The sequence below is a fragment of the Kosakonia sp. SMBL-WEM22 genome (genome assembly GCF_014490785.1).
Taxonomy (GTDB): domain Bacteria; phylum Pseudomonadota; class Gammaproteobacteria; order Enterobacterales; family Enterobacteriaceae; genus Kosakonia.
Genome location: NZ_CP051489.1, coordinates 137,203 through 157,340 on the forward strand (window position 1 = coordinate 137,203; position 20,138 = coordinate 157,340).

Here is a 20,138-nt window from a genome sequence, read left to right on the forward strand (position 1 = left end):
CCCGACAGTAACCTGACAAAGTTCTGACACGCCACTTTGAGCGAGAAGCAGACTGTTACGCGTTGAAGTTGATTGTATTACTTAGGTAAAAAATTATCTTTTTACTTAAGTTAAGTTGTATCTTTGATAGTATTAAAAAAGGTATAGATAGATTATGCTACTGAGGGAATAAAAATGTCAAAAATTAGTGAACGATGGAAGCACAATGGTATTACCAAAGGTTATTGCAATATTTGTGGAAAATATGACTTGCTCACAAAAGATCATGTCCCTCCAAAGTGCGCCATAACCTTAGGTCCTGTCCTTCAGAAAACAGTTAGCGAATTTTTTAATGCTCAGGAACCAGTTAAACCATTAAATGCTAAAAATGGATCTTATTTCAGAACCATTTGCGGCCACTGCAACAATAAGGTTTTAGGTGGGTTCGATGTTGCAATTGAAAATGTAGCAAACTCCTTTAAAGAACAGTTGAATCAATATATGAATGGTATGAATGTATATCCATTCATTAGAATACCTTTTGATAGTATATCTTTCACTAAGGCTATGATTGGACATGTGCTATCAGCAACTTCAGTTGAAGATTGTAAAAAAGAACCCGTAGATACCCCCTTCTATACACCTTTAAAAGATTATGTTTTGGGTAAAAACCCAAGTTTTGAGGAGACTCATGATATTTACTACTGGTTTTACCCACACAGAATGCACATATCTGCTCAAAGTGTAGCATTTATGAACGAAGGACATGTGGCAATTATTTGTGCTTTACATTTTTTCCCTATCGGATTTATTATCACAATAAAAAATGAAGGAACATATCCTGCTCACTCAACAAAGTTAGATCTTGAAGATAAATTCCTTACATTTAATATGACCTCTATAAATTATGAGTATACGACATTTCCATTTGTAAATCTTAAGGGAAACCAAATGTATGCTATAAGCAACGGACATACTTGTGTGAGTTATCCAATAATTAAGTGACTGGTAAATCATACAACCGGCGCATGTTCACTTTCTACATATACCATCTATATTGTCCGCTCTTGGCACAAAGCGGACCCTCTGTAGATTCACGAAGTATGCCGGGACGAAAAGCAGATCTTTTCTACAAGGTCTTACTCATAAATATCCGGCTAGTACCTTCTGGTTTGCACTCAATACGTCCGAACTCTTTCCAGCCGTGTTTTTTGTAGAACTCAGGGGCCTGGAAGCTTATCGTGTACAAAAATGCAGCAGCACAGCCTCTTTTTCTACCTTCTTCCTCAAAGCGAATAAGAATATCTGTACCAAGCCCCCTTCTCCGCAACTCTGGTGGCAGATAGAAAAGGTCGATGAAAAGCAGGCCTAAAGAAGAGCGTCCTTGCATACCTCCCAGCACTTCACCGGTGTCACTTGATTTCACTAATACGGATAATGGCTGCCGATCGCTTATACCTGTCATTAAGTCGTTAAAATGATTAAGTCCCTCCTCAATAGGCAGCAATTGTCCTGCCCCCGGATTTATGCATACATCCAGACATATCCCTTCGACTGAGCTATTCATCTAACTTACCTTTCCTGGAACAAGTGCTGTTAATATATACATATCCTTGTTTCCAGTACCACGCCGTATGTGTTCTTTTGTGATTTAATCAGCATTGTAATGATCGTTCATTTATGACACACAGCAGACTGTCCGGGAAGCGTCTGGTGAAATCGTTCAGGGTCAGGCAGGGATGAAAGTTTCCATAACTAAGAAACCAGACTGCTCACACCCTCATAAATCCAGTCTTTTTGATCACGAAACATTGCATTGAGTATGGTGACAAATTTCCTTATACAGGCAGTAAGAGCCACTTTTTTCGGTTTTCCTCTCGCGAGTAATCCATCATAAAACGCCCTGATTTGAGGGTTAAAACGAACTGCTGAAAGCATGGCCATATAAAGCGTCGCGCGCAGACCAGACCTGCCTCCCCAGATCGCCCTCTTCCCCCCTGAGTTGTCCGCTGTCCCTGTCATAAGGGCAAACACCGACCAGAGCTGAAACCTGTCGGCGCGTAAGCGAGCCCAGTTCAGGGAGCTGTATCAAAAGAGCAGCCTGCGTTACTGGCCCTATACCTTTTACTTTATCGAGCAACTTACGTTTTGAAGCCAGAGTGTCATCCTGGCGTAGCCTTTGCTTAATCTCGGCATCCAGTATATCAATCTCAGCATCAAGCCATTTAATGTGCCGCATGATCCCCTGCTCGATATAAATGCCACATCGTTCCCTGAGGCGATTGGTTTCCATCACCCGACTCTGAACCAGCTGACGCCGGCGCATCAGCAGTATGGCTAAATGCTGTTGATGCTCGCTTTTTGCCGGTCTGTACTGTGGTGTCATGCGACGGCCATATTCGCAGATAATTCTCGCGTCGATGGGATCACTCTTTGCCACCCTGCCCATGGCTCTGGCAAAGTTCTTTATCTGACGAGGATTAATCACTGCGACTGGCAGACCCGATGCACTCAGCATTAATTCAGCAGTACAGTGATACCGGCCTGTTGCTTCCATGATAATTCCAGCTACAGCAAGCCCGCTGAGTGCTTCATGCAATTCAAGCACTCCCGCAGCTGAATTTTCCAGATGCAGTAACTGCCCGGTAGTGTCGATAAACACTTCCAGGGTGTTTTTGGCTACGTCTATTCCGACAGTGGTTTTATCGCTCATGTTCAGTTCTCCCTGCCTTGCAGATACGGGCTGTTTGCACGCCCGGGCAATTGTTCGGGCTAATACTGAGACTGATGCTGCGCAATGATGCTCACCCTCGGGCTCATATCCCAGGACGACGAACGTGCTGCAACATCAGGTAAAACACAATGAGTGTATACGCTTCTCACTGTCACCCTGAACATACAAGGATGAGGACGAAGTGTACCCTTCAGGACGCAGCGGCCGGGCCAGCGTGAAGGCACGGTGTGGTTGCTTTGTCAGGGGAAGCCAGGTATTGAAAGTCCGCTTTGTGCCAGAAGCGGAAGTTGGAGTGCCAAAGGCCCTCTAAAAGTGATGGCCCGTTTTCCAGGGATACTTACAATCGTACTGGGTCAGGTCGGCTCTCGATCAAGCCATACTGGAACGGTTCTATTCAGAATTTGGATGAAATAAAGAATTCAGATGCGGATCCAATACCATTTGGACTTCTTGTGCAACAGGTGAAATGGTCAGTTCCAGTATTCATATTTTGCCGTCATTACGGCGTTATGTTTGTCCACATACTGTTTATCTTTCTGATCGGTTGGGGTGATTGTTATATTCACATTAGCTTGTGTGCATGCTCCATGTGAGTTCCACTGCTCGCAGGTGGTCAGATTTTTTTCGATAGTGAAATACGTCTGGGTCTTGCTTAGGGTCAACTCACGGCCCTCGTTATCATAGCTAAACTCCTCTATGGTTGAGGGTGATTGGGTTTTGATCAGGCGATGATTGCTATCATAACTATATACAATCGTATAATTATCTATCGGCATACTTCCTTTGCTTGTCGCGCTTGCCAGTAATCCCAATGAATTGAAGGCGTAGTCGATTGTGCTGACTACGGTTTTGTCTTTATTTTCCGGTTTTGTGGCCGCGATGACCGAACGATTAACCGCACGGCTGAGAATCCCTTTATCGTTAAGCAGGTACATTCCCTCAAGAATCTGTCGATATATCTGCGTGATTTTCTCGCTGTTTTTATCGGCTATGACCCCGCTTGAGTCTACCTTGATGCGCCAGCCAGATTCCGTTTTATTCAACTGAATGTCAGAGGTTGCCGTGAAAACGCCGTTCTGGCCCGTTGAGGTTTTGACCTCTTTCATATTGCCGCCAATTAACTCACCGCATTGACTGAAATTGCTTTGAACCGATGTGCGGAGATACCCATCAGGACTATCGATAGTGATTGATACAGATTTGGGAACTTCAGTTCTTGTAGGCTCGTTCAGAAGGATGAAGTTGTTCAGTTGGTTTTTAGCGAAGGTTTCTGTAGTGCATTGTGTTGCATAAGTCTGAAATGTGCAGAGAGATAAGAGAGTAATTAACAATTTTTTATTATTGAATGACATTATTTGTTGTCCTAATAAACTGATCAGTTATCCAGATTTGGTGATGTTGGCGAAGTTTTGCTTCATTGGCTGTTTGTCTGGTTTGACTCACTTGCCAATCAGTGGCTTCACTGTAATCTGGCTACATGCTTTGTACAAGAAGGTCCGCTTCTCGCTCATAGCAGAACTAATGGCAGTGGTCTATGTAAGAAGGTCTGTGTTATTTTTACTATTATAATTAATCATCAAACTTGGGTATAAGCAGGTAAGTTATGTCAGTAGAAGACCTCAACACGATTGACTGTATTGGTATACCGATAGAAAATCCTAATGAGGTGAACTTGGGGATTTCTGATCATCTTGACTGGGATGCCTCTTTTGATGAACATCTGTTTCTGCTCCAGGAAAAATTAAACACATACCTGCGTTTCATCGAGTCGGGAGAAATCTATCAAAGTTTTCCACCTGCTACTCAAACGACAAAAAAAGTCATTGAAATCTTTTGTAAATATCAACCGTCATCTCAAGCAAACCCTTTTCTAAATCATGTCACTGATTGCATAAAAGAGCTGGGCATCGAACTTAAAATTAAGGTAGAAGGATAAGAATCTGCCCTGTTGCTAACTAAAGCATCGGGCTATGTCAGTGAAGCCTGAAATTTTTTCGCAAAGAACTATGAACTTCCGCTCCTCGCTCTCAGCGGACCATTAGCTCAGTAAGCCCTGTACGCATTGTGCCAGAAGCGAATTTTAAGCGATGCTGAGTCGTTTGTAAGTCATTTAGAGGTTTTTCCAGTCAGGCAGATTATTGGCCTTTTTACGCCACCAGTGAAACGCTGCCGTCATTACGCCACACAGAATCCCACCGAAGATACTTCTGAATATCGCTGAGGAAGGTTGAACGCCCATACCTTGCCAAACGAAAAACCACATGACGAGTCCCCATACAAGACCAAATCCGAATCCCATAATTAACGTTACTTGCCAGAATGAAGCGAAAGGTAATGGCGGGATTTTTAGTCCTAACTTCCATAATGCACGCAACAGAGGAGGAGCGTAGTTGCTGCGCCACATTTTTTTACTTTCCATAATGGCTAATGCCCGTTTCTTTTTTCGCTCAAAACTCATCTTTTTCTCCCTGAATCACACTTAGTCTGTTTTAGGGACCTCTGTTATGATTTCCAGCATTCAGATCTGAACTATGAGGTGCAGAATTCACTTGGTATCATAACTCAAAAGAGACTGACTATGTTCGCTGTTCGCTGTTCGCTGTTCGCTCATTGCGGACCTCACGGCGCTTCAGTCGATCCGCTCTGTGCCCGAAGCGGACTTTACTCTTTTGTTTAACAAAAATGTTGAAACAAAATCGTTTCATGATAAATCTATAAATATAAGAAGACGAAAAGGAAAAACAAATGAAAATCAGGCTTGCAGTACCTGAAGAGGCAGTGGAATGCTGGAATATAAGGAATCTTTCTATCCGGGAAGGATGTAAGCCAAGTTATTGTGCCAGAGTGCTTGAGGCCTGGACGCCTGAAGCTATGCCTGAACATTACAGGGAGGTTATTACAGAAAATCCTTTCTTTGTTGTCGACCTGCCTGATGCAGGAATAGTGGCAACGGGTTATCTGGACCTTACCGAGGGTAGTGTAGAAGCTATTTTTACATTGCCGGATTATTTTGGTAAAGGTTTTGCCAGTCTGATTATTGAAACGATTAAAGATGAGGCGATTAAAAGAGGGCTGAAACAGTTAACCTTGACCTCAACACCAAACGCGCAAACTTTCTACGAAAAGCATGGCTTTATGTTTATCAAGGAAACTACATCCCCATCAAGACTTGCCCAAACAGATCTGCGTTGCATGAATATGTCCATTGCATTATCAGCCTAAATTTTTGCTCTCGGCAAGAGAGCTCACCAACGGAAATTTGATCGCGACAAGTTCAGTACGGCAGCTTCGACCCCCTATACTAATTAGGGCTCATTTGTTCAATGTCCGCTTCTCGCACATAATGGCCCCCGCCCTTACCCACGCATAAGACAGTTGCTTGCCGGCGAGCCAGCCCGGCTACCGTGAGGGCACGGCACTTTCTGCCCGCCACAGGCCGGACATCAGGACGGACAGTGGCAGAGAGGTGGAGCGCAGCGACGTCCTTTCAGAACGTATTGCAGCAGGGGAATGTCTTCAGGGGGCATGGCATACCGGAGGGGCGGGACAGGAAAAGTGTCAGCGTGATGCAGGAGAAATAAAGACCGGCAGGTTCGACATCGGACCTGCCGGAAAGGAGTCCTGATTGCGATAATGCATGTCCGGTATGCCTTTTGTTATTGATTTAAGTTTAGGGTAATCAGTATGAATTTCGCCTGGGATACAATTTATTTAAATTTAAGTCATGCTTAACGAGGGCAACGGGTTACTGTCCGGCAGATTACGGGTATCACGCCCGAAGGCGCGATACCTGCGGGCTCCCTGCCGCCCGCGCCGGCGGCCTCCGCATTCACCGGGAAAACCGCCCGACGAACACGGAGGGAATGGGTTACGCGCCTTTCGCCGCGTCGATCGCACAGCGCAGGTGCTCCCAGTTAAATCCGATGTCAGCGTCATGGCTGTCCTCTGCCACTTCCATCGCCTGCCCCACCTGCTCCTCCGTCAGCTGTGCATCGAGCGTGAGAAAATCCGCCTGCAGCCAGAACGTGCCGCAGCACAGGGCGTCTGTTGGGTCATTCCAGGAGCAGTATCCTCTCATCGATCTCGTCATCAAAACCGGAAACGAGAAACTTGACCTGCACAGAATGGATGCCGATCTGGCGGTCAGTTTTGATGATGCAGGACCGGAAAGGTTTCATCAGGAGCATCTGATGAATGAATATATTATCCCGGTATGCAGTCCGGATTACGCTGAAAAATCCAGACTGACTGACCGTCCGGAAAACCTGCAGCATTGTCGCCTTCTTCACGACCGTCAGGCATGGAGTATGGATTCCGGTAATGACGAGTGGCAGTTGTGGGGGACGCAGTTTGCCGTGGATATCAGAGCAGCCTGCAGCACCGAATTTGATCAGGCAGATCTTGCAGCTACCGCTGCGATAAATCACGCTGGTGTCGCCATGGGGCGAAAAACGCTCGTGAAACAGAAAATTACATCCGCCGAGCTGGTTGCACCGTATCCTCAACTGGCGCTTCTCTGCCATCAGCGGTATTACATCAGCACACATGCTGACAGACGATGGCACAAGGTTGAGGCGTTTATCCGATGGCTTAAGGAAACCGCTGCGCAGGAGGCCTGAACGCGTTCCTGACTGCGCTGGAGGTTCGCTTTTAGCGAGAGCAGACCTGAGCTTGCTCGTTTTGCCGGCGTTCGCGCCCGCCTGAACTGAGGAGTACATTAAATTCACCCGGCATGCAGTTACATCTCCATTATTAAATCGCTAATGGATAAAATTTTGTCCAGTTGTAACTTATCCTCGCTAATGTCAGCTCTCCAGCGACATTCCCGTAATCAGTTTCCTGACGCTCCAGAAAAAATTCCACAACGTCGCAAGTATAAAATCAGCACTTTATCGAATAAAATGTACTTTGCTGCTCAGAATACCATTTGTGATATCAAGTATTTCAGCTTTGACAGGAATGCTTCCTGGATGCCCTGAATGAAACTGAATCAGCCAGTAAACTATCATACTGAACAGCTGTTTAAGTTTGCTCCGGGAGACCTTAATGACCCTGCCAGCGGCTGAGGTTAAACTGTTTGCCATCACGGGCAGTACACCGATGATGCACTCCAGAGATCCATCAAGCACGCGTCCAAAGTATTGTCCCAGTTTCCCTGTCTGCGCTTCCGCCACATACTGGCTAAATTGTTCAGCCAGATCTTTGTTTCTGTTACGCATAAACCATTGTTCAGTCATCCTGGATAGATCTTCGACATTTTTATCAAAATCGTGTCCGAACAGTTTATCAGTCATGTTTTCAACCTCAGATAATCAGCAGGAGTTTTACATACGCCGTCAGGTGATGCATGTATTATCATCTTACGTTAATATGCAGCCTTTTGATGTTTTGTGCAATATTGTGATGCTTTTGGAGATAACTAGTGAGTGATTATGATGCTTTTCCGGAGCAGCGTCAGACCCTCATCCAGAAAATACTGGAGGAGTCGGGCAGGGTCGTCGGCGCTGATGTCGCACGTCAGTTGGGTGTGTCTGAACACACCATACGCAGGGATTTGCAGGAGTTGGCCAGGCGCGGAATATGTAAAAAGGTGTATGGCGGAGCCGTAAGCCAGTTTAAACAGTCCGCAAGCTTTGACATCCGGATCTCTCAGAATATCCAGGAGAAGTCCGGGGTGGCGCAGTATTGCGCAGATCTTATCAGGCCGGGCACCTGCATTTTTATCGATGCGGGATCCACCTATCTGTCAATGGCAGGATTTATCCCGCCACAGATGGAGCTTACTGTCGTAACAAACTCTCCCCAGATAGCTGCCGCACTCAGTGGCCGCACACAGGGTGAACTTATTCTTCTGGGAGGAAAGGTATACCCACAGACAGGCAGCGTACTGGGTACCGGCCCAATAAATCAGGTCAGGGACATGCTTTTTGACCAGGTATTTATCGGTGTATGTGGCCTTGATCCTGAGGCCGGTCTGACAGCAGTCTATTATGAGGATGCCTGCTTCAAAAAAGAGGTCCTCAGCCAGGCTAATGAGGTTGTGGCTGCAGTCATAGCAGACAAGATGCCGCAGATAGCAAGGTATAAAGTGGCGCCATGTGAAGCCATTGATATCGTGGTGGTCAGCAGTCTGACAAATACGGAGTCCTTTTCTCGTACTGATGTGCAGTTGCGGGTTGCTGAATAATCCATCTCCTGGCGCTGATTGCCGGGAGATGGCAATACTGCTCAGTTCTGCAGTGCCAGCAGACGCCTTACAGTTTCCAGCACGGCATTTTCGTCATTTGTTCCCGTGATGAAACGTGCCACGGCTTTCGTTTCTTCAAAGGCGTTGCGCATGGCAAAACTGTAGTTCGCTTCCGCCAGCAGTTCGATGTCATTGTGACCGTCCCCGAACGCCATGGTATGTTCTGCTGTGACATTAAGGAGCTGCTGTAGCTTCTGTACCGTGCTGCCTTTATGCACTCCGTATGCGGCGATATCGATCCATGCAGCTTCGGACACCACGATATAAACATCATCCTCAAAAGGACTGAGATGAGGCCGTGTTTGGGGACAGTTTCCTTCCTCGTCAAAGACAGTAATCTTCACAAAGTCACTGGATACCGTACTGAAATCGCTGGTTTCTGTCATCCGAGTGTATGAACGCCTGATTTTATCCTTCAGCCTTTTGGGAGTCTCACAGTGCACAATCGCGCCTCCCGGTGTGCAGGCAATGACGACATGACTGTTGCTCACGCGCCTCAGGGTATTGATTATGGCCAGACCGAGGGTATTTTCAATAAGAGACTGAAAGACAAATTCACCGTTGTATTTGATGCGCGTTGCGCTGTCGCCCACTATCCAGAGATCCTTACTCTGCCCGGCAAAAAGTTCTTCCACCCTTTCGCACTGCTTGCCCGTGCAGGCCGCAAATTGAACGCCCTTTTCTGTCATCAATTGTTTGACTTCTGCAAACAGCTCTCTGTCATATTCGCCCTGGCTGTTAAGAAATGTGCCGTCAAGGTCAGTAATAATCAGTTTAATCAAGTGTCCACCTCTCATAAAGTTAGCGATCAGCGAAGCTGCGGCTGAAGATATTCATTCGTTATGCGCAGAGCGCGATAGCAGGTAAGTTACCAATACATGCTCGATTGTGCAATTTTATGATGTTTTATGTGTGATTTGGGGCGTGCATTTTTCCTGTATCCAGACAGACTGCTGGAAAATACACACACTGCCCTGCATAACCCCTTAAAAGGGGTCATACAGGGCAGTAAGGGCATTTCGCTGTATCAGTATGATGCGCCAGGCTTAAGAAGCTGCCGGATACTGTAAGAAAGCACCAGTGCCATGAAAAGCAGCGCGATAACGAAAATGAAACCGTGTTCAAGTGTGGAGTGATGGGCGATATACCCGATTATTGCGGGTCCGGCGAGCACGCCTATATAGCCGAGCGTGGTGACTGCCGGCACTGCCACTGTCTGGGGCATGCTTTTTTGCCTGCCGGTCTGTGAAAACATGACCGGCACAATATTTGCGCACCCGATGCCAATGAGCAGATACCCCGTAAGCAGCAGCCATACAGGAGTGCTGCAGATGATAATGACAAAACCGGCCATCGCGGCAACTGCGCCAGCCAGAACAACGGCAAGAGCTCCCAGACGCGCCACGATATAATCACCCGTCAGTCTTCCTGCCGTCATGGCGGTGGCAAACGCTGCAAACCCTAGACCTCCCAGTGATTCTGCCACGTTACGGTTGTCCACGAGATACACAGCACTCCAGTCAAGTACCGTCCCCTCGGCCATGAAGATGATAAAGCAGATCAGACCCAGTATCAGCACGGTACCTTTCGGCACAGCAAATGCCGGTCCTTCAGATGGGTTGGCATAAGGGAGGAGCTGCCTGAAACTGAGCAGGAGAAGCAGCAGGACGAGAGTAATAAGCACAAGTGTGGAAGACAGAATGCTTAGGCCTGAAGAAAGAAAACCCGTCATGAGGCCGGCACCGGCAATCCCCCCAACGCTGTACATACCGTGAAAACCAGACATAAGAGGCCGCTGCGCCTTTTTCTCCACCAGAATGGCCTGGACATTCATGGCACAGTCCGTCACACCGATACCGGTTCCGAAAACAAATAAGCTAATCCCCAGCAACAGAGGTGTACTGACGAAAGCAAGAAAAGGCATGGACAGCATGATGACAATGGCAGCAGCGATGATGACTCTTCTGCAACCATACCGTGTCGTCAGCATTCCCGTGACCGGCATGGCAGCCATCGCACCAAACCCCAGGCACAGTAGCAATGTCCCCAGCCCCCCCTCATTTACACTGGTATTAAAACGTGCAAACGGCACGATAACAGCCCATGTCGCCGTCACCAGGCCGGCAACAAAGAAAATCGTCCTTGTTGCGGTTTTTTCATTCATTGTCGTCTTCCTTCATCGCCCGTCATTCAGCACAGTAAGCACTTTTTCATGCAATGCGGCATTCGCACTGGCCACGATGGCCCCCCCTTTTTCTGCTCTTTCGCCCGTGAGTGTGGTGACAACACCACCGGCACTTTCAATAACGGGGATAAATGCAACGATGTCATGGGGCTGGAGAGAATATTCCACGCAGATATCAATATGACCGGCGGCAAGCATTGCCATGGCATAGCATTCACCGCCATAGCGTGTCATCAGGGTCTGCTCATGTAGTACCCCAAAGTGATTGCCTTCATAAAGCGCAACTGATTCCGGTGACGTGGTGTGCAGAATAGCCTGATGAAGTTCGCGGGTCTGCCGGGTTTTCATCATCTTTTTCCCGAAACGGCCGGCAAACCAGGACTGCTCTCCGTCCGACCAGAATCGGTCCCCGGTATAGGGTTGCGTCATCATGCCCATTACTGCTTTACCGTTCTGAAGTAAACCAATCAGGCATCCCCAGACAGGGAGCCCACACAGGAATGGCCGTGTACCATCAATGGGATCTATTACCCACTGCAGATCACCCTGTCCGCTTTCACCGAATTCTTCCCCCAGGATAGCGTGCTCAGGAAAGCGCTCATTTATGATTTCACGTAAATGAAGTTCTGTTTCGCGATCAACACTGGTAACCGGATCGAAGCGAAACCCCTCCTTAGGTTTACTCTCAATATCAATCACATGTTCATTCAGATAACCCGCCAGAGTTCGTTTTTCTGCAGCATCGGCCAGTTCGTGAAGAAATGCAGTGGAGGGAAGTATCGTAGCCATAATCAGCCTTATAATGTGAGATTGTGATTGATAATGATTTATTTTGCTCCTTTATGCAATTTGTTGGATGTTTGCATTTGCAAAGTAAATACTCCATCAGCCTATTACACTCGCCCCACCTGAATCGCCACGGGTTTAACAGACACCTCAGAGTCATTTAAGATGACTTACTCAGTCAGGGAAGTTGAGGTTTGACGATCCTCTTCGTGCCAAAAGCAGACATGAGTAGTTTCGACCAAGATATCTGTAATGTCTTTCCGAGTTCCTTCGCCGCATCATCAGGGCCCCATACAGCCTGAGGTGCGCGCAGTGGGAACACCAAAGCCGCAGCCCGGAGCCTGCGCAGGGACCGGGTGCCGGTGTTCAGCGAAGCAGCCCTTGCGGGGGACGGCTGTATGGCAGCGTCCTATGCGGGGAAGAAGAACCGGGAGACATCACGCCGGAAAGGAGGAAGATGGCGCAGCCCCGTCACGCAGGGCGTGACGGTCATCAGCGTGCCGGTGCAGCCGGCACAGTGAAGCGACCGGGCCGCAGGCCCGTGTAAGCGCATAAAAAAACCCGCCGGAGCGGGTTCAGGGGAACAGGGGGTTTATCACCGACGGGGCGGCTTTTCTTCGTCAAACGCCAGCAGGACGCCCACGATCACCATCAGGCCATAGATAATCTGCAGCCCCACCTTTGCGGCGACCGGCACAGTATCCAGGGCAACCAGCGGAATGATGAAGAGGATACTGGCCAGCAGAAAACCCCGGCCGGTTTTACGCATCCGGGCGTGCAGCTGCGGTTCCGGAACACCGGCCCGCCGCAGGGCTGTGACCGCAATCCCTTCAGCCTTCTGTTTTATCCTGCCCATCAGTCCGTTCCTTTTTTCGTGATGCCAAACATACCCCTGGCATTTTCACGGGTTTCATCTTCCGGAGCCGCCGGTGCAGGCTGTACCCGGCGTGGTGCCACGGTCCGCTCGTCAGGACGGTGATTTTCAAGCCGTTTCATCTCAGCGGGAAACACCGCCTGCATGAGCGTAACCATCTCGTCAAAAGTGGTGTGTTCAGTGAGGAACTCAGCCAGCATGTTCGGCAGCCGCGGATCCTGTTTGCGCAGCGCAAAGCCGGCCAGCAGTGCTGCACGCCAGACTTTCCCGCGCTCACCCTGTGGCAGCCTGTCTGTTTCTTCACACACGTAGCGCTCGGCTGCGTTGCTCTCAGGATTGAGGTAGAACAGGATCTTGCGTCGTGGGTCGGCTTTTTCCATTTTTAACCAATCTCATGCATACCATTTACCAGGTCAAACTGCGTATTGTCGCTGATATAAAAGCGCTCCCCGCGTACACCACACTGTTTTCTGACCGCGTCAGCGATGAGCTCTGCACCGCCACCGATAACCATAACATGAGAATAGCCACTGAAGCTGCTGACAGCATCGGTCACGCGATTAATCAGGCGGTTCTGCGAGTCCTGAAGCGCGGCAGTGACCAGCTCAAGACGTGACGTATCATTCACGCGCCGGCGGAGGAAGTCGCTGTCATTCCGGTGGATGATGATCTCATCCGCGAGATAACTGCTGCTGCGGGTACCGGCAACTGCCAGCGCGGCCTGCACCTCACGGGTCATCAGGGACACGCCCAGCTGGGGATTGCCGTAAATACGTGAAATACCGCGCATGCGGGCCATAACGTGTGAGATATCAAGCGTGGTGCCCCCCAGATCGATAATCAGCAGGGAATCCAGCTCATCCATATCCCGTACAATCCGGTAGCCGGCCGGGATGGACTCCGGCATCACCTGCACACTCCGGACAGTGAAGGTGCGGCCCCCGTTCAGCGTCAGCGGGCGCATCAGGCTCGCTTCCTTGCGACGGATATTTTCGGCTGAGGGCTGGTTGTCACGGTCATAAAATTCTGCCAGCGGAAGGGTCACCACGATATCCACGTCACAGGGCTCCACGCCGGTCTGCAGCAGCGCATGGTGTACCGCCACAACATTCACGTCGCTGTATTGCCAGCCCACGCTTGTGGTGATGATGGCATCCGGGCTGATCGGATCGAAGCTGTAGTGCTCCCCGTTCAGGGCGTAGTTATACACGGTGTTACTGCCGAAGGCGACCGACCATTCGCGCTTGAAGCTGTTCGGACTGATCGCCGTGCGCACCTCGCCTTCGTCTTCGTCTTCCCACAGAACCTTGATGTTGGTCGAGCCGTCGTCCACATAGAATTTCATGCCGTTTCTCCGGATAACTTTAAGTGATAAATAAGAGATAAATAAGAGAATAATAAGGATTCTATTGCAATATCCGGGCACATTACAAGAACTATAAGAGACAAATAAGAGATAAATAATAGCAAATCAAGAGAAGAGCATAAAGAAGTATCAGGTTCTTGCCGGAGCGGCGTGATGACCACATGCTGACGCGACTCCCGGTCTTTTTTCTGTATACCTGCCAGGCAGTTGCCTTTTTCGCTGCCCTTTATCCTTGCTTCTTCCGGAAATCTGTAAATATACTGTTTATACATACAGTAAACTAACAACAAGGGGTGGAGTTATAAACCTCATGATGCTGACCCCGACCGAAAGCGCGCAGGCTCTGGCTCTGCCGCTGTTTCTGGAGATGGTGCCGTGTGGTTTTCCGCCTCCCGCCCAGGACTATGTGGAAAAGGAGCTGGATCTCAATGAGTACTGCATCAGACACCGCAGCGCGACCTACTATCTGCGCGCCCACGGCGACAGCATGCGGGACGGTTTCCTCTTTAACGGGGACCTGCTGGTTGTCGACAGCGCCATGAAGCCGGAGCACGGCGATATCGTCGTGGCCGGTATGGGGGCCGAATTCACGGTAAAGCGGCTGCAGACACGGCCGAAACTGTGTCTGCAGCCCATGAACCCGGCTTTTCCGCCCATTTATCCCGATCCGGATGAGCTCCAGATTTTCGGCGTGGTCACCCACATCATCCACCGCACCCGCGAGGTGATAAAATTTTTGGACTAGCTGACGTGAACAGTTTCTATGCCTCCTGCGAGAAGGTCTTTCGCCCCGACCTGAAGGGCTGGCCGGTGGTGGTGCTGTCGAACAATGACGGATGCTGCATCGCCCGTTCCCCGGAGGCAAAACGGCTGGGCATAAAAAAGGGCGATCCGTGGTTTAAAATCCGCGAACAAACCTTCGCAGAGAAAATACACGTATTTTCAAGTAACTATGAGCTTTACGCGAGTATGAGTAACCGGGTCATGTCCTGCCTCGAGGAGATGGCGCCACGCGTTGAGCAGTACTCCATCGACGAGATGTTTCTCGATCTGCGGGGGCTGGAAACGGCCATCAGCTATGAAACGTTCGGGGCGCAGCTGCGCGCGCACGTTCAGACCTGCACCCGGCGCACCATCGGCGTCGGGATGGGACCGACCAAAACGCTGGCCAAATCCGCGCAGTGGGCCTCCAAGGAATGGCCCGCTTTCCGGGGCGTCCTTGCGCTGACACCAGGCAATCCCGCCCGGACGGAAAAACTGCTCTCCCTGCAGCCTGTCCAGGAGCTCTGGGGCGTCGGCAGCCGTATCGCGCGCACCCTGAACACAATGGGGATCACCACGGCCCTGCAGCTGGCCCGCACAAACCCGGCCTTCATCCGGAAGAATTTCAGTGTGGTGCTCGAGCGCACCGTGCGTGAGCTCAACGGCGAATCCTGTATTCCGCTTGAGGAAGCGCCGCCGGCGAAGCAGCAGATTGTCTGCTCCCGCGTTTTCGGGGAGAGAATTGTCACCCTCGAAGACATGCGGCAGGCAGTCTGCCAGTATGCAGAGCGCGCAGCCGAGAAACTGCGCGGTGAGCGCCAGTACTGCCGGCACATCTCTGTTTTCATCAAGACCTCGCCCTATTCCGCTTCAGAGCCCTATTACGGTAACGTGGCGGTTGAAAAGCTTCTCACCGCTACTCAGGACACCCGCGATATCATTGCGGCCGCCATGCGCGGGCTGGAGCCTATCTGGCGCGGTGGCCACCGGTATGCCAAAGCCGGCATCATGCTGAATGACTTTACCGCCACCGGCTTGGCCCAGCTGAACCTGTTTGATGAGCAGCCGCCCCGCCCGCACAGCCAGGAACTGATGAACGTCCTGGACGGCATAAATCAGTCCGGCCTCGGTCAGGTCTGGTTTGCCGGCCGTGGCATCGCCCCCCAGTGGAAAATGAAACGAGAAATGCTCAGTCCTGCCTACACCACACGCTTGAAAGAGATCCCCCTGGCCCGGATTGGATAAGCCAGGTGGTTCTGGCACCCTGCTCACACAAGCACGGCAGGACGCCGTGCGAAGCTCCGGTCTGATTAACCGCACAGGTCACAACCGGTAACCTGGTGCAGCCGGACAGGCCTTTCAGTCCGGGTGTGACGGGTTGGGCAAGCCCGGAGGATTCCGGGCGCGGCAGTCGCTTTTAAGCAGGCTAAGAACTTTAGGTATTTCCCACTCAGTGTTAAGTCCTAATGTCATCAGGTATATCGCTCTTTTACTTCTTTAGCTGTTTCCCATACAGCTTTCTCACCTGGTTTACTCTGAACCAAAATCCTGTTCAGTTCAGAAAAAAATTCCTGCTTTATTCATATTAAACTGAACGGAAGTCGTGCTGATGAAAAAACACGACTCACCGAAGAGCAAATTCCCTTCACCCCCAGCAGGCTGAACTGTGCAACCGGGTGTCGCATGTCTCCCGTAAGCAGGAGATTTTGCACGCTATATTCTCTTATTTACGCAAGAAATAAGAAGGTACTTTTCCTGCAGAGCTGAAGCACATACGTCAGCTGTAAGACGAAAGTCTGCGGTTGGAAAACTGGTGGCCGAGCTGAGCCTCAGCCTGGGTATGTTTCATGACGCACAGTAAAAAAGAGTGCATGATGGCACGACTGCGTGAATAATGAATCCCCGTGCTGCTGGCACATTATGAGTCCGGAAAGCGACAGCTATGTTTTGCGTTGCATGTCAGCCGCAGCTTGTTCCGTACTATTCTACGACGCCGATGGTGAGAAGCTTAGCCTGAGTATCCGCTAATATTGAAAGCTAAACTGAAAATAGGAACAACTAGGACCAACTAGGCAGGCTTTATTTTGGGTTTGAAGGGTTTGGCAAGCCCGGAAAATCCGGGCTCGGTTTGGGAAAGACATCATGAAATAGTGGCGATTTCAGAGTGAAATCATGAAGAAAAAACATTTTAAATCAGGCAATTAACTACGTAATTTCACTGGCGAAGAATCACCTTTACGCATCATTAGAAAGATGTTTTTGAAGAGCTTTCGCTACAGCTTCATCGATCTCGTCCTGCAGTTCTTTCGATAATCGATTGAATTCGTAAACAAACATGCGCCCTTTATTACGCTTTCTGGCAAATCGGTCTTTGTCCGGGAAAGACCACAGGTTCGTTACAACTGCTTTGTCTTTGCCTTTAAGAGAAGCCATAGCTGCGGTTTCACGGGTCAGGATCTTGATAATCCTGTTTTTAACTTCGTCTTCAGCAAGCGAGGCATCAGCTAGGATGATATTAATTTCCGGTGCAGTTGTTTCGAGCAAGGCCTCAATAGAAAGGTCTTTAGCCTTGAGCATTTCTTCCAGCGCACCTAACGCCTTGTAATCTGTAAATCCTAGTTCCGACTGAACCGGGAATATCGAAACTAACAGGGCTGATACAGATGCAGCCTGAATAGCGCGCGTAACTTTTGCTTCCGACAATCCTTCCAACCTGGCAATATCTTTCTGGCTCATGCCCGTGTTTTTGAGCGTTAAAAGACGTAACCCGATCTCACGGATATTGTGCTCTTTGGCAGTCTGGATATCTCTAGCCAGTTTCCGCGCTTCATCGGTAGATATAGGCGACTTCGTCACCATGATATTTAACGCGGTATGGCAAAGGATAGCGGATGCTCGCCGTCTGGAACCATCGATTATCTCAATGCCTTCTTCACGCTTAATACCAATACACGGGAAGAACTGCTGCAATCGAAGAGTGGATGTAATGTCCTTCAGGGATTCAGGTGTCAGACTAGATTGATCGCGGCCATTCGTCTCCTGCAATACGTATGTCTTGCCTTCTACTTCATTTGCAGGAATGGTTTGCAAAGTGAAGACGGCTTTCCGTCCAGTAGAAAGGGTAAAAATTTGCTCAAGCGCACTGTCTGATAAGTTATTAGTCATTGCAGACGGGTTAAAGGTCCGACCAATGGTTGCTCTTTTCGTGCTCATAAGTCCCTCAATTTGCTCGAATAAATTCAATACGATCAAATACAGCTTTTGCAAAATCTTCTGCTGCCAATCTGGCATTTCTCAGAGCTTCGTTGCTGCCAATATAAGTCGATGGATTAGCAGATATGACAGTATCAAAAGACTCTCCACATCTTTCGAAACCGTCCAAGCGGGGCAGGGCGACATCCAGCATGTCACCCCCAAAAATTTCTTTAGCAAGGCTATGGCACAATTTATGGTCTGGTTTATTAGAAAGCTTGGACATGAAGCCAATGTTGCCAACAAGGTGACATGGATAACCTGATTCAGTGATGATATCCACCAGTTCAGGTAGACGGGTCAAATACTTCAGTGTCGAGTGAAAATCTACCTGTGCAGGTGGCACCGGAGTCAGAAGTAAATCCGCTGCGGCAATTGCATTTTTCAAAAAGGCATCAAGATGGGGTCCACTATCGATGAAAATGAAATCGTAATCGTTCTTGAGCTTCGCTATTAGATTTTCTTTCAGGACAGCATGTTCGTTCTGAGTAGGTAGATGTTGGGCACATAGTTCTGTCCATGCTGATGCTATAAACGCATCGTCGATGGAAGCAGGGAGAACATCCACACCCGGGACAATAGAAGATACGATAAACTCATCAAGTAGTTCTTCTCGCGTAACATTCTGCAGCATTGCCTGCGCTGCGGTAGTTTCGACTATGCCAACAGCCTGTGTATGGTTTAAAAACATCGTTGCAGATGACTGGGGATCCAAATCAATAACTAGAATCCGCAGATCTTCAAAGAGCAAATGAGGATGCGTACGTAGGGCATGTGCCAGAGAAACGGTAGATACAGTTTTTGAAACCCCACCTTTTAAATTTCCTACAAAAACGGTAAAGGCTTCCTGATGCCTGTCCCTGTATTTCGGGACTCCGCGGTGATGATAAATATCGATAATGTTCTGAATGGACATTGCATATTTGGAGGATGTCCCGGCTGGTCGTTTATCAAAGACATAGCCTTTTTCTTCCATTTCATTTACTGCGTAATCCACGTTTGCTCTGGTGAGCTTTGGCAGTTTAGCCAATGCTGCTTTCGCATATACTTGATAGTAAACATTTTCTTGCAATTCTTCTTTCTGAGCCCGAATCTGTTCTGTCAGACCAATGAGCATTTTTTCAGAACGTTGCGCTACTTTAAGTAACTGTGATGAGTTGTTCATCAAAAGTTCCCTTTATGCAGGATTAATGAATTTAATCAAGAATGCTACACACAAGAAACAAAGTAAACATATAACCCAAAATTTTAGCGTAAAGATCAGATGTTTGTTCTCATTGGGATTGGTGAGCGAGGTTTTCAGATTGGCTCGATCAAGCATTCAGGATTAAAAGAAAAAAGCGGCCTAGAAGATTGACCTGAAACCGGTCAAACAGAACGTAGTTATATAAGGTAAGGCTATTGGTGATCGAGTTCCTGAATTAGTTGCAGTGTGAAATAGTTAGCACGGCTAATTGTGCGCAGATAATCTGAGGCTGAGCATAGTTTGATCAAAAAGCAGATCCTCTGTTTTTCCATTGGATAAGACCACAGAAGACCAAAAAAATACTGTCACTCTATGGCGTTATCCACTTATCCACCGAGTAGATCCAAACAATAATGATCCTAAGTAGATCCACTATAAGATCCAAATAGATCCCCGATCGCTGAGAGCCGCGCCAGTACTGGGCTGGGAGGGGATTGTCATAAGCTATAAAGAGAAGAAGATAAGCTATGACAAGCACCATATAAACTACAAGGAGATAACTCTATGCTGTAGACAGTAAACAATATAAGCTATAGTCAGATAGCAGCGGTAAGCGGCTGTATAACTTGTGTCTAAAAACCACTCTATTTTTCATTGAGCTACGATGTGTTTTATTACATCAGAAAGATTTCGTTGCTCAACGATCCACAGATCTGGAGCTCGTCTTGGAAAACGAAAATAAAGATCTTAAAACCCTATTTGAAGAG

Annotated in this window: 22 protein-coding genes; 7 read left to right on the forward strand and 15 right to left on the reverse strand. The window is 48.6% G+C overall.

From position 1 onward, the window contains the following. Window positions 1-174: 174 nt before the first annotated feature. A complete protein-coding gene (locus tag HF650_RS24925) occupies window positions 175-984 on the forward strand; it encodes a chaperonin (protein WP_187802868.1) in 810 nt (269 codons plus the stop codon). 124 nt (window positions 985-1,108) lie between these two features. On the opposite strand, the gene HF650_RS24930 is transcribed toward HF650_RS24925, so the two are convergent. From HF650_RS24930 to HF650_RS24940, 4 genes are all read right to left on the reverse strand, one after another. Next, complete coding sequence (locus HF650_RS24930) at window positions 1,109-1,546, reverse strand: GNAT family N-acetyltransferase (RefSeq protein ID WP_187802869.1); 438 nt, start codon at window positions 1,544-1,546, stop codon at window positions 1,109-1,111. Window positions 1,547-1,734: 188 nt separating this feature from the next. Continuing rightward, entirely contained in the window at window positions 1,735-2,001 is a 267-nt protein-coding gene (locus HF650_RS25480; RefSeq protein WP_249118881.1) for a transposase, read from the reverse strand. Beyond that, a complete protein-coding gene (locus HF650_RS24935) occupies window positions 1,895-2,692 on the reverse strand; it encodes a transposase (RefSeq protein WP_249118882.1) in 798 nt (265 codons plus the stop codon). Before HF650_RS24935 ends, HF650_RS25480 begins: the two co-directional genes overlap by 107 nt. A gap of 491 nt (window positions 2,693-3,183) precedes the next feature. Next, a complete protein-coding gene (locus tag HF650_RS24940) occupies window positions 3,184-4,065 on the reverse strand; it encodes a hypothetical protein (RefSeq protein WP_187802870.1) in 882 nt (293 codons plus the stop codon). A 251-nt stretch (window positions 4,066-4,316) separates the two neighbouring features. Here HF650_RS24940 and HF650_RS24945 point away from each other — a divergent pair, with 251 nt between their 5' ends. Further along, window positions 4,317-4,649: a DUF6572 domain-containing protein gene (locus HF650_RS24945; RefSeq protein ID WP_094419634.1), complete on the forward strand. Its 333-nt coding sequence runs from the start codon at window positions 4,317-4,319 to the stop codon at window positions 4,647-4,649. Between the two features lie 174 nt (window positions 4,650-4,823). Here HF650_RS24945 and HF650_RS24950 read toward each other — a convergent pair whose 3' ends face one another. After that, window positions 4,824-5,171, reverse strand: a complete 348-nt coding sequence (locus HF650_RS24950) for a DUF6404 family protein (RefSeq protein WP_187802871.1) — start codon at window positions 5,169-5,171, stop codon at window positions 4,824-4,826. A 287-nt stretch (window positions 5,172-5,458) separates the two neighbouring features. Here HF650_RS24950 and HF650_RS24955 point away from each other — a divergent pair, with 287 nt between their 5' ends. Beyond that, the gene (locus HF650_RS24955) at window positions 5,459-5,935 is read left to right on the forward strand and encodes a GNAT family N-acetyltransferase (RefSeq protein WP_187802872.1); all 477 of its coding nucleotides are present in this window, start codon (window positions 5,459-5,461) and stop codon (window positions 5,933-5,935) included. A 646-nt stretch (window positions 5,936-6,581) separates the two neighbouring features. Here the strand turns inward: HF650_RS24955 and HF650_RS24960 are convergent. After that, the gene (locus HF650_RS24960) at window positions 6,582-6,803 is read right to left on the reverse strand and encodes a hypothetical protein (protein ID WP_187802873.1); all 222 of its coding nucleotides are present in this window, start codon (window positions 6,801-6,803) and stop codon (window positions 6,582-6,584) included. Between HF650_RS24960 and HF650_RS24965 the strand changes: the two genes are divergently transcribed. After that, the gene (locus tag HF650_RS24965; protein ID WP_187802874.1) at window positions 6,739-7,332 is read left to right on the forward strand and encodes a LysR substrate-binding domain-containing protein; all 594 of its coding nucleotides are present in this window, start codon (window positions 6,739-6,741) and stop codon (window positions 7,330-7,332) included. The genes HF650_RS24960 and HF650_RS24965 overlap by 65 nt on opposite strands. 270 nt (window positions 7,333-7,602) lie before the next feature. Here HF650_RS24965 and HF650_RS24970 read toward each other — a convergent pair whose 3' ends face one another. Then, window positions 7,603-8,007, reverse strand: a complete 405-nt coding sequence (locus HF650_RS24970; RefSeq protein WP_187802875.1) for a hypothetical protein — start codon at window positions 8,005-8,007, stop codon at window positions 7,603-7,605. A gap of 128 nt (window positions 8,008-8,135) precedes the next feature. Between HF650_RS24970 and HF650_RS24975 the strand changes: the two genes are divergently transcribed. Continuing rightward, window positions 8,136-8,900: a DeoR/GlpR family DNA-binding transcription regulator gene (locus tag HF650_RS24975; protein ID WP_187802876.1), complete on the forward strand. Its 765-nt coding sequence runs from the start codon at window positions 8,136-8,138 to the stop codon at window positions 8,898-8,900. 41 nt (window positions 8,901-8,941) lie between these two features. Here the strand turns inward: HF650_RS24975 and HF650_RS24980 are convergent, their stop codons facing one another. The 6 genes from HF650_RS24980 to parM all read right to left on the reverse strand — a co-directional run bounded on the left by HF650_RS24980 (window position 8,942) and on the right by parM (window position 14,150). Further along, a complete protein-coding gene (locus HF650_RS24980) occupies window positions 8,942-9,742 on the reverse strand; it encodes a Cof-type HAD-IIB family hydrolase (protein ID WP_187802877.1) in 801 nt (266 codons plus the stop codon). 245 nt (window positions 9,743-9,987) lie between these two features. After that, window positions 9,988-11,124, reverse strand: coding sequence for an MFS transporter (locus HF650_RS24985; RefSeq protein WP_187802878.1), 1,137 nt, complete (start codon window positions 11,122-11,124; stop codon window positions 9,988-9,990). Window positions 11,125-11,136: 12 nt separating this feature from the next. Next, the gene (locus tag HF650_RS24990) at window positions 11,137-11,934 is read right to left on the reverse strand and encodes an inositol monophosphatase family protein (RefSeq protein WP_187802879.1); all 798 of its coding nucleotides are present in this window, start codon (window positions 11,932-11,934) and stop codon (window positions 11,137-11,139) included. Between the two features lie 592 nt (window positions 11,935-12,526). Beyond that, window positions 12,527-12,787 (reverse strand): hypothetical protein, encoded by a 261-nt coding sequence (locus HF650_RS24995; RefSeq protein ID WP_187802880.1) that lies wholly within the window; start codon window positions 12,785-12,787, stop codon window positions 12,527-12,529. Beyond that, on the reverse strand, window positions 12,787-13,185 hold the full coding sequence (locus HF650_RS25000) for a plasmid partitioning/stability family protein (protein ID WP_187802881.1): 399 nt from the start codon (window positions 13,183-13,185) through the stop codon (window positions 12,787-12,789). Before HF650_RS25000 ends, HF650_RS24995 begins: the two co-directional genes overlap by 1 nt. A 2-nt stretch (window positions 13,186-13,187) precedes the next feature. Further along, on the reverse strand, window positions 13,188-14,150 hold the full coding sequence (gene parM, locus HF650_RS25005) for a plasmid segregation protein ParM domain-containing protein (protein ID WP_187802882.1): 963 nt from the start codon (window positions 14,148-14,150) through the stop codon (window positions 13,188-13,190). Window positions 14,151-14,481: 331 nt separating this feature from the next. Here parM and umuD point away from each other — a divergent pair, with 331 nt between their 5' ends. After that, complete coding sequence (umuD, locus tag HF650_RS25010; protein WP_187802883.1) at window positions 14,482-14,916, forward strand: translesion error-prone DNA polymerase V autoproteolytic subunit; 435 nt, start codon at window positions 14,482-14,484, stop codon at window positions 14,914-14,916. Beyond that, entirely contained in the window at window positions 14,904-16,178 is a 1,275-nt protein-coding gene (gene umuC / locus HF650_RS25015; RefSeq protein WP_187802950.1) for a translesion error-prone DNA polymerase V subunit UmuC, read from the forward strand. The genes umuD and umuC overlap by 13 nt, the downstream gene beginning before the upstream one ends. 990 nt (window positions 16,179-17,168) lie before the next feature. Here umuC and HF650_RS25020 read toward each other — a convergent pair. Further along, window positions 17,169-18,146 carry a ParB family protein gene (locus HF650_RS25020; RefSeq protein ID WP_187802884.1) on the reverse strand — a complete coding sequence of 326 codons (978 nt, stop codon included), beginning with the start codon at window positions 18,144-18,146 and terminating at the stop codon, window positions 17,169-17,171. Between the two features lie 7 nt (window positions 18,147-18,153). After that, window positions 18,154-19,353, reverse strand: a complete 1,200-nt coding sequence (locus HF650_RS25025) for an AAA family ATPase (protein ID WP_187802885.1) — start codon at window positions 19,351-19,353, stop codon at window positions 18,154-18,156. Between the last annotated feature and the right edge of the window lie 785 nt (window positions 19,354-20,138).

Bases quoted from the DNA above. Each gene is read 5' to 3' on its own strand.
- HF650_RS24925 (WP_187802868.1), top strand. From the start codon at position 175: ATGTCAAAAATTAGTGAACGATGGAAGCACAATGGTATTACCAAAGGT.
- HF650_RS24930 (WP_187802869.1), bottom strand. From the start codon at position 1,546: ATGAATAGCTCAGTCGAAGGGATATGTCTGGATGTATGCATAAATCCG.
- HF650_RS25480 (WP_249118881.1), bottom strand. From the start codon at position 2,001: ATGACAGGGACAGCGGACAACTCAGGGGGGAAGAGGGCGATCTGGGGA.
- HF650_RS24935 (WP_249118882.1), bottom strand. From the start codon at position 2,692: ATGAGCGATAAAACCACTGTCGGAATAGACGTAGCCAAAAACACCCTG.
- HF650_RS24940 (WP_187802870.1), bottom strand. From the start codon at position 4,065: ATGTCATTCAATAATAAAAAATTGTTAATTACTCTCTTATCTCTCTGC.
- HF650_RS24945 (WP_094419634.1), top strand. From the start codon at position 4,317: ATGTCAGTAGAAGACCTCAACACGATTGACTGTATTGGTATACCGATA.
- HF650_RS24950 (WP_187802871.1), bottom strand. From the start codon at position 5,171: ATGAGTTTTGAGCGAAAAAAGAAACGGGCATTAGCCATTATGGAAAGT.
- HF650_RS24955 (WP_187802872.1), top strand. From the start codon at position 5,459: ATGAAAATCAGGCTTGCAGTACCTGAAGAGGCAGTGGAATGCTGGAAT.
- HF650_RS24960 (WP_187802873.1), bottom strand. From the start codon at position 6,803: ATGACGAGATCGATGAGAGGATACTGCTCCTGGAATGACCCAACAGAC.
- HF650_RS24970 (WP_187802875.1), bottom strand. From the start codon at position 8,007: ATGACTGATAAACTGTTCGGACACGATTTTGATAAAAATGTCGAAGAT.
- HF650_RS24985 (WP_187802878.1), bottom strand. From the start codon at position 11,124: ATGAATGAAAAAACCGCAACAAGGACGATTTTCTTTGTTGCCGGCCTG.
- HF650_RS24990 (WP_187802879.1), bottom strand. From the start codon at position 11,934: ATGGCTACGATACTTCCCTCCACTGCATTTCTTCACGAACTGGCCGAT.
- HF650_RS24995 (WP_187802880.1), bottom strand. From the start codon at position 12,787: ATGGGCAGGATAAAACAGAAGGCTGAAGGGATTGCGGTCACAGCCCTG.
- HF650_RS25000 (WP_187802881.1), bottom strand. From the start codon at position 13,185: ATGGAAAAAGCCGACCCACGACGCAAGATCCTGTTCTACCTCAATCCT.
- parM (WP_187802882.1), bottom strand. From the start codon at position 14,150: ATGAAATTCTATGTGGACGACGGCTCGACCAACATCAAGGTTCTGTGG.
- umuD (WP_187802883.1), top strand. From the start codon at position 14,482: ATGATGCTGACCCCGACCGAAAGCGCGCAGGCTCTGGCTCTGCCGCTG.
- HF650_RS25020 (WP_187802884.1), bottom strand. From the start codon at position 18,146: ATGAGCACGAAAAGAGCAACCATTGGTCGGACCTTTAACCCGTCTGCA.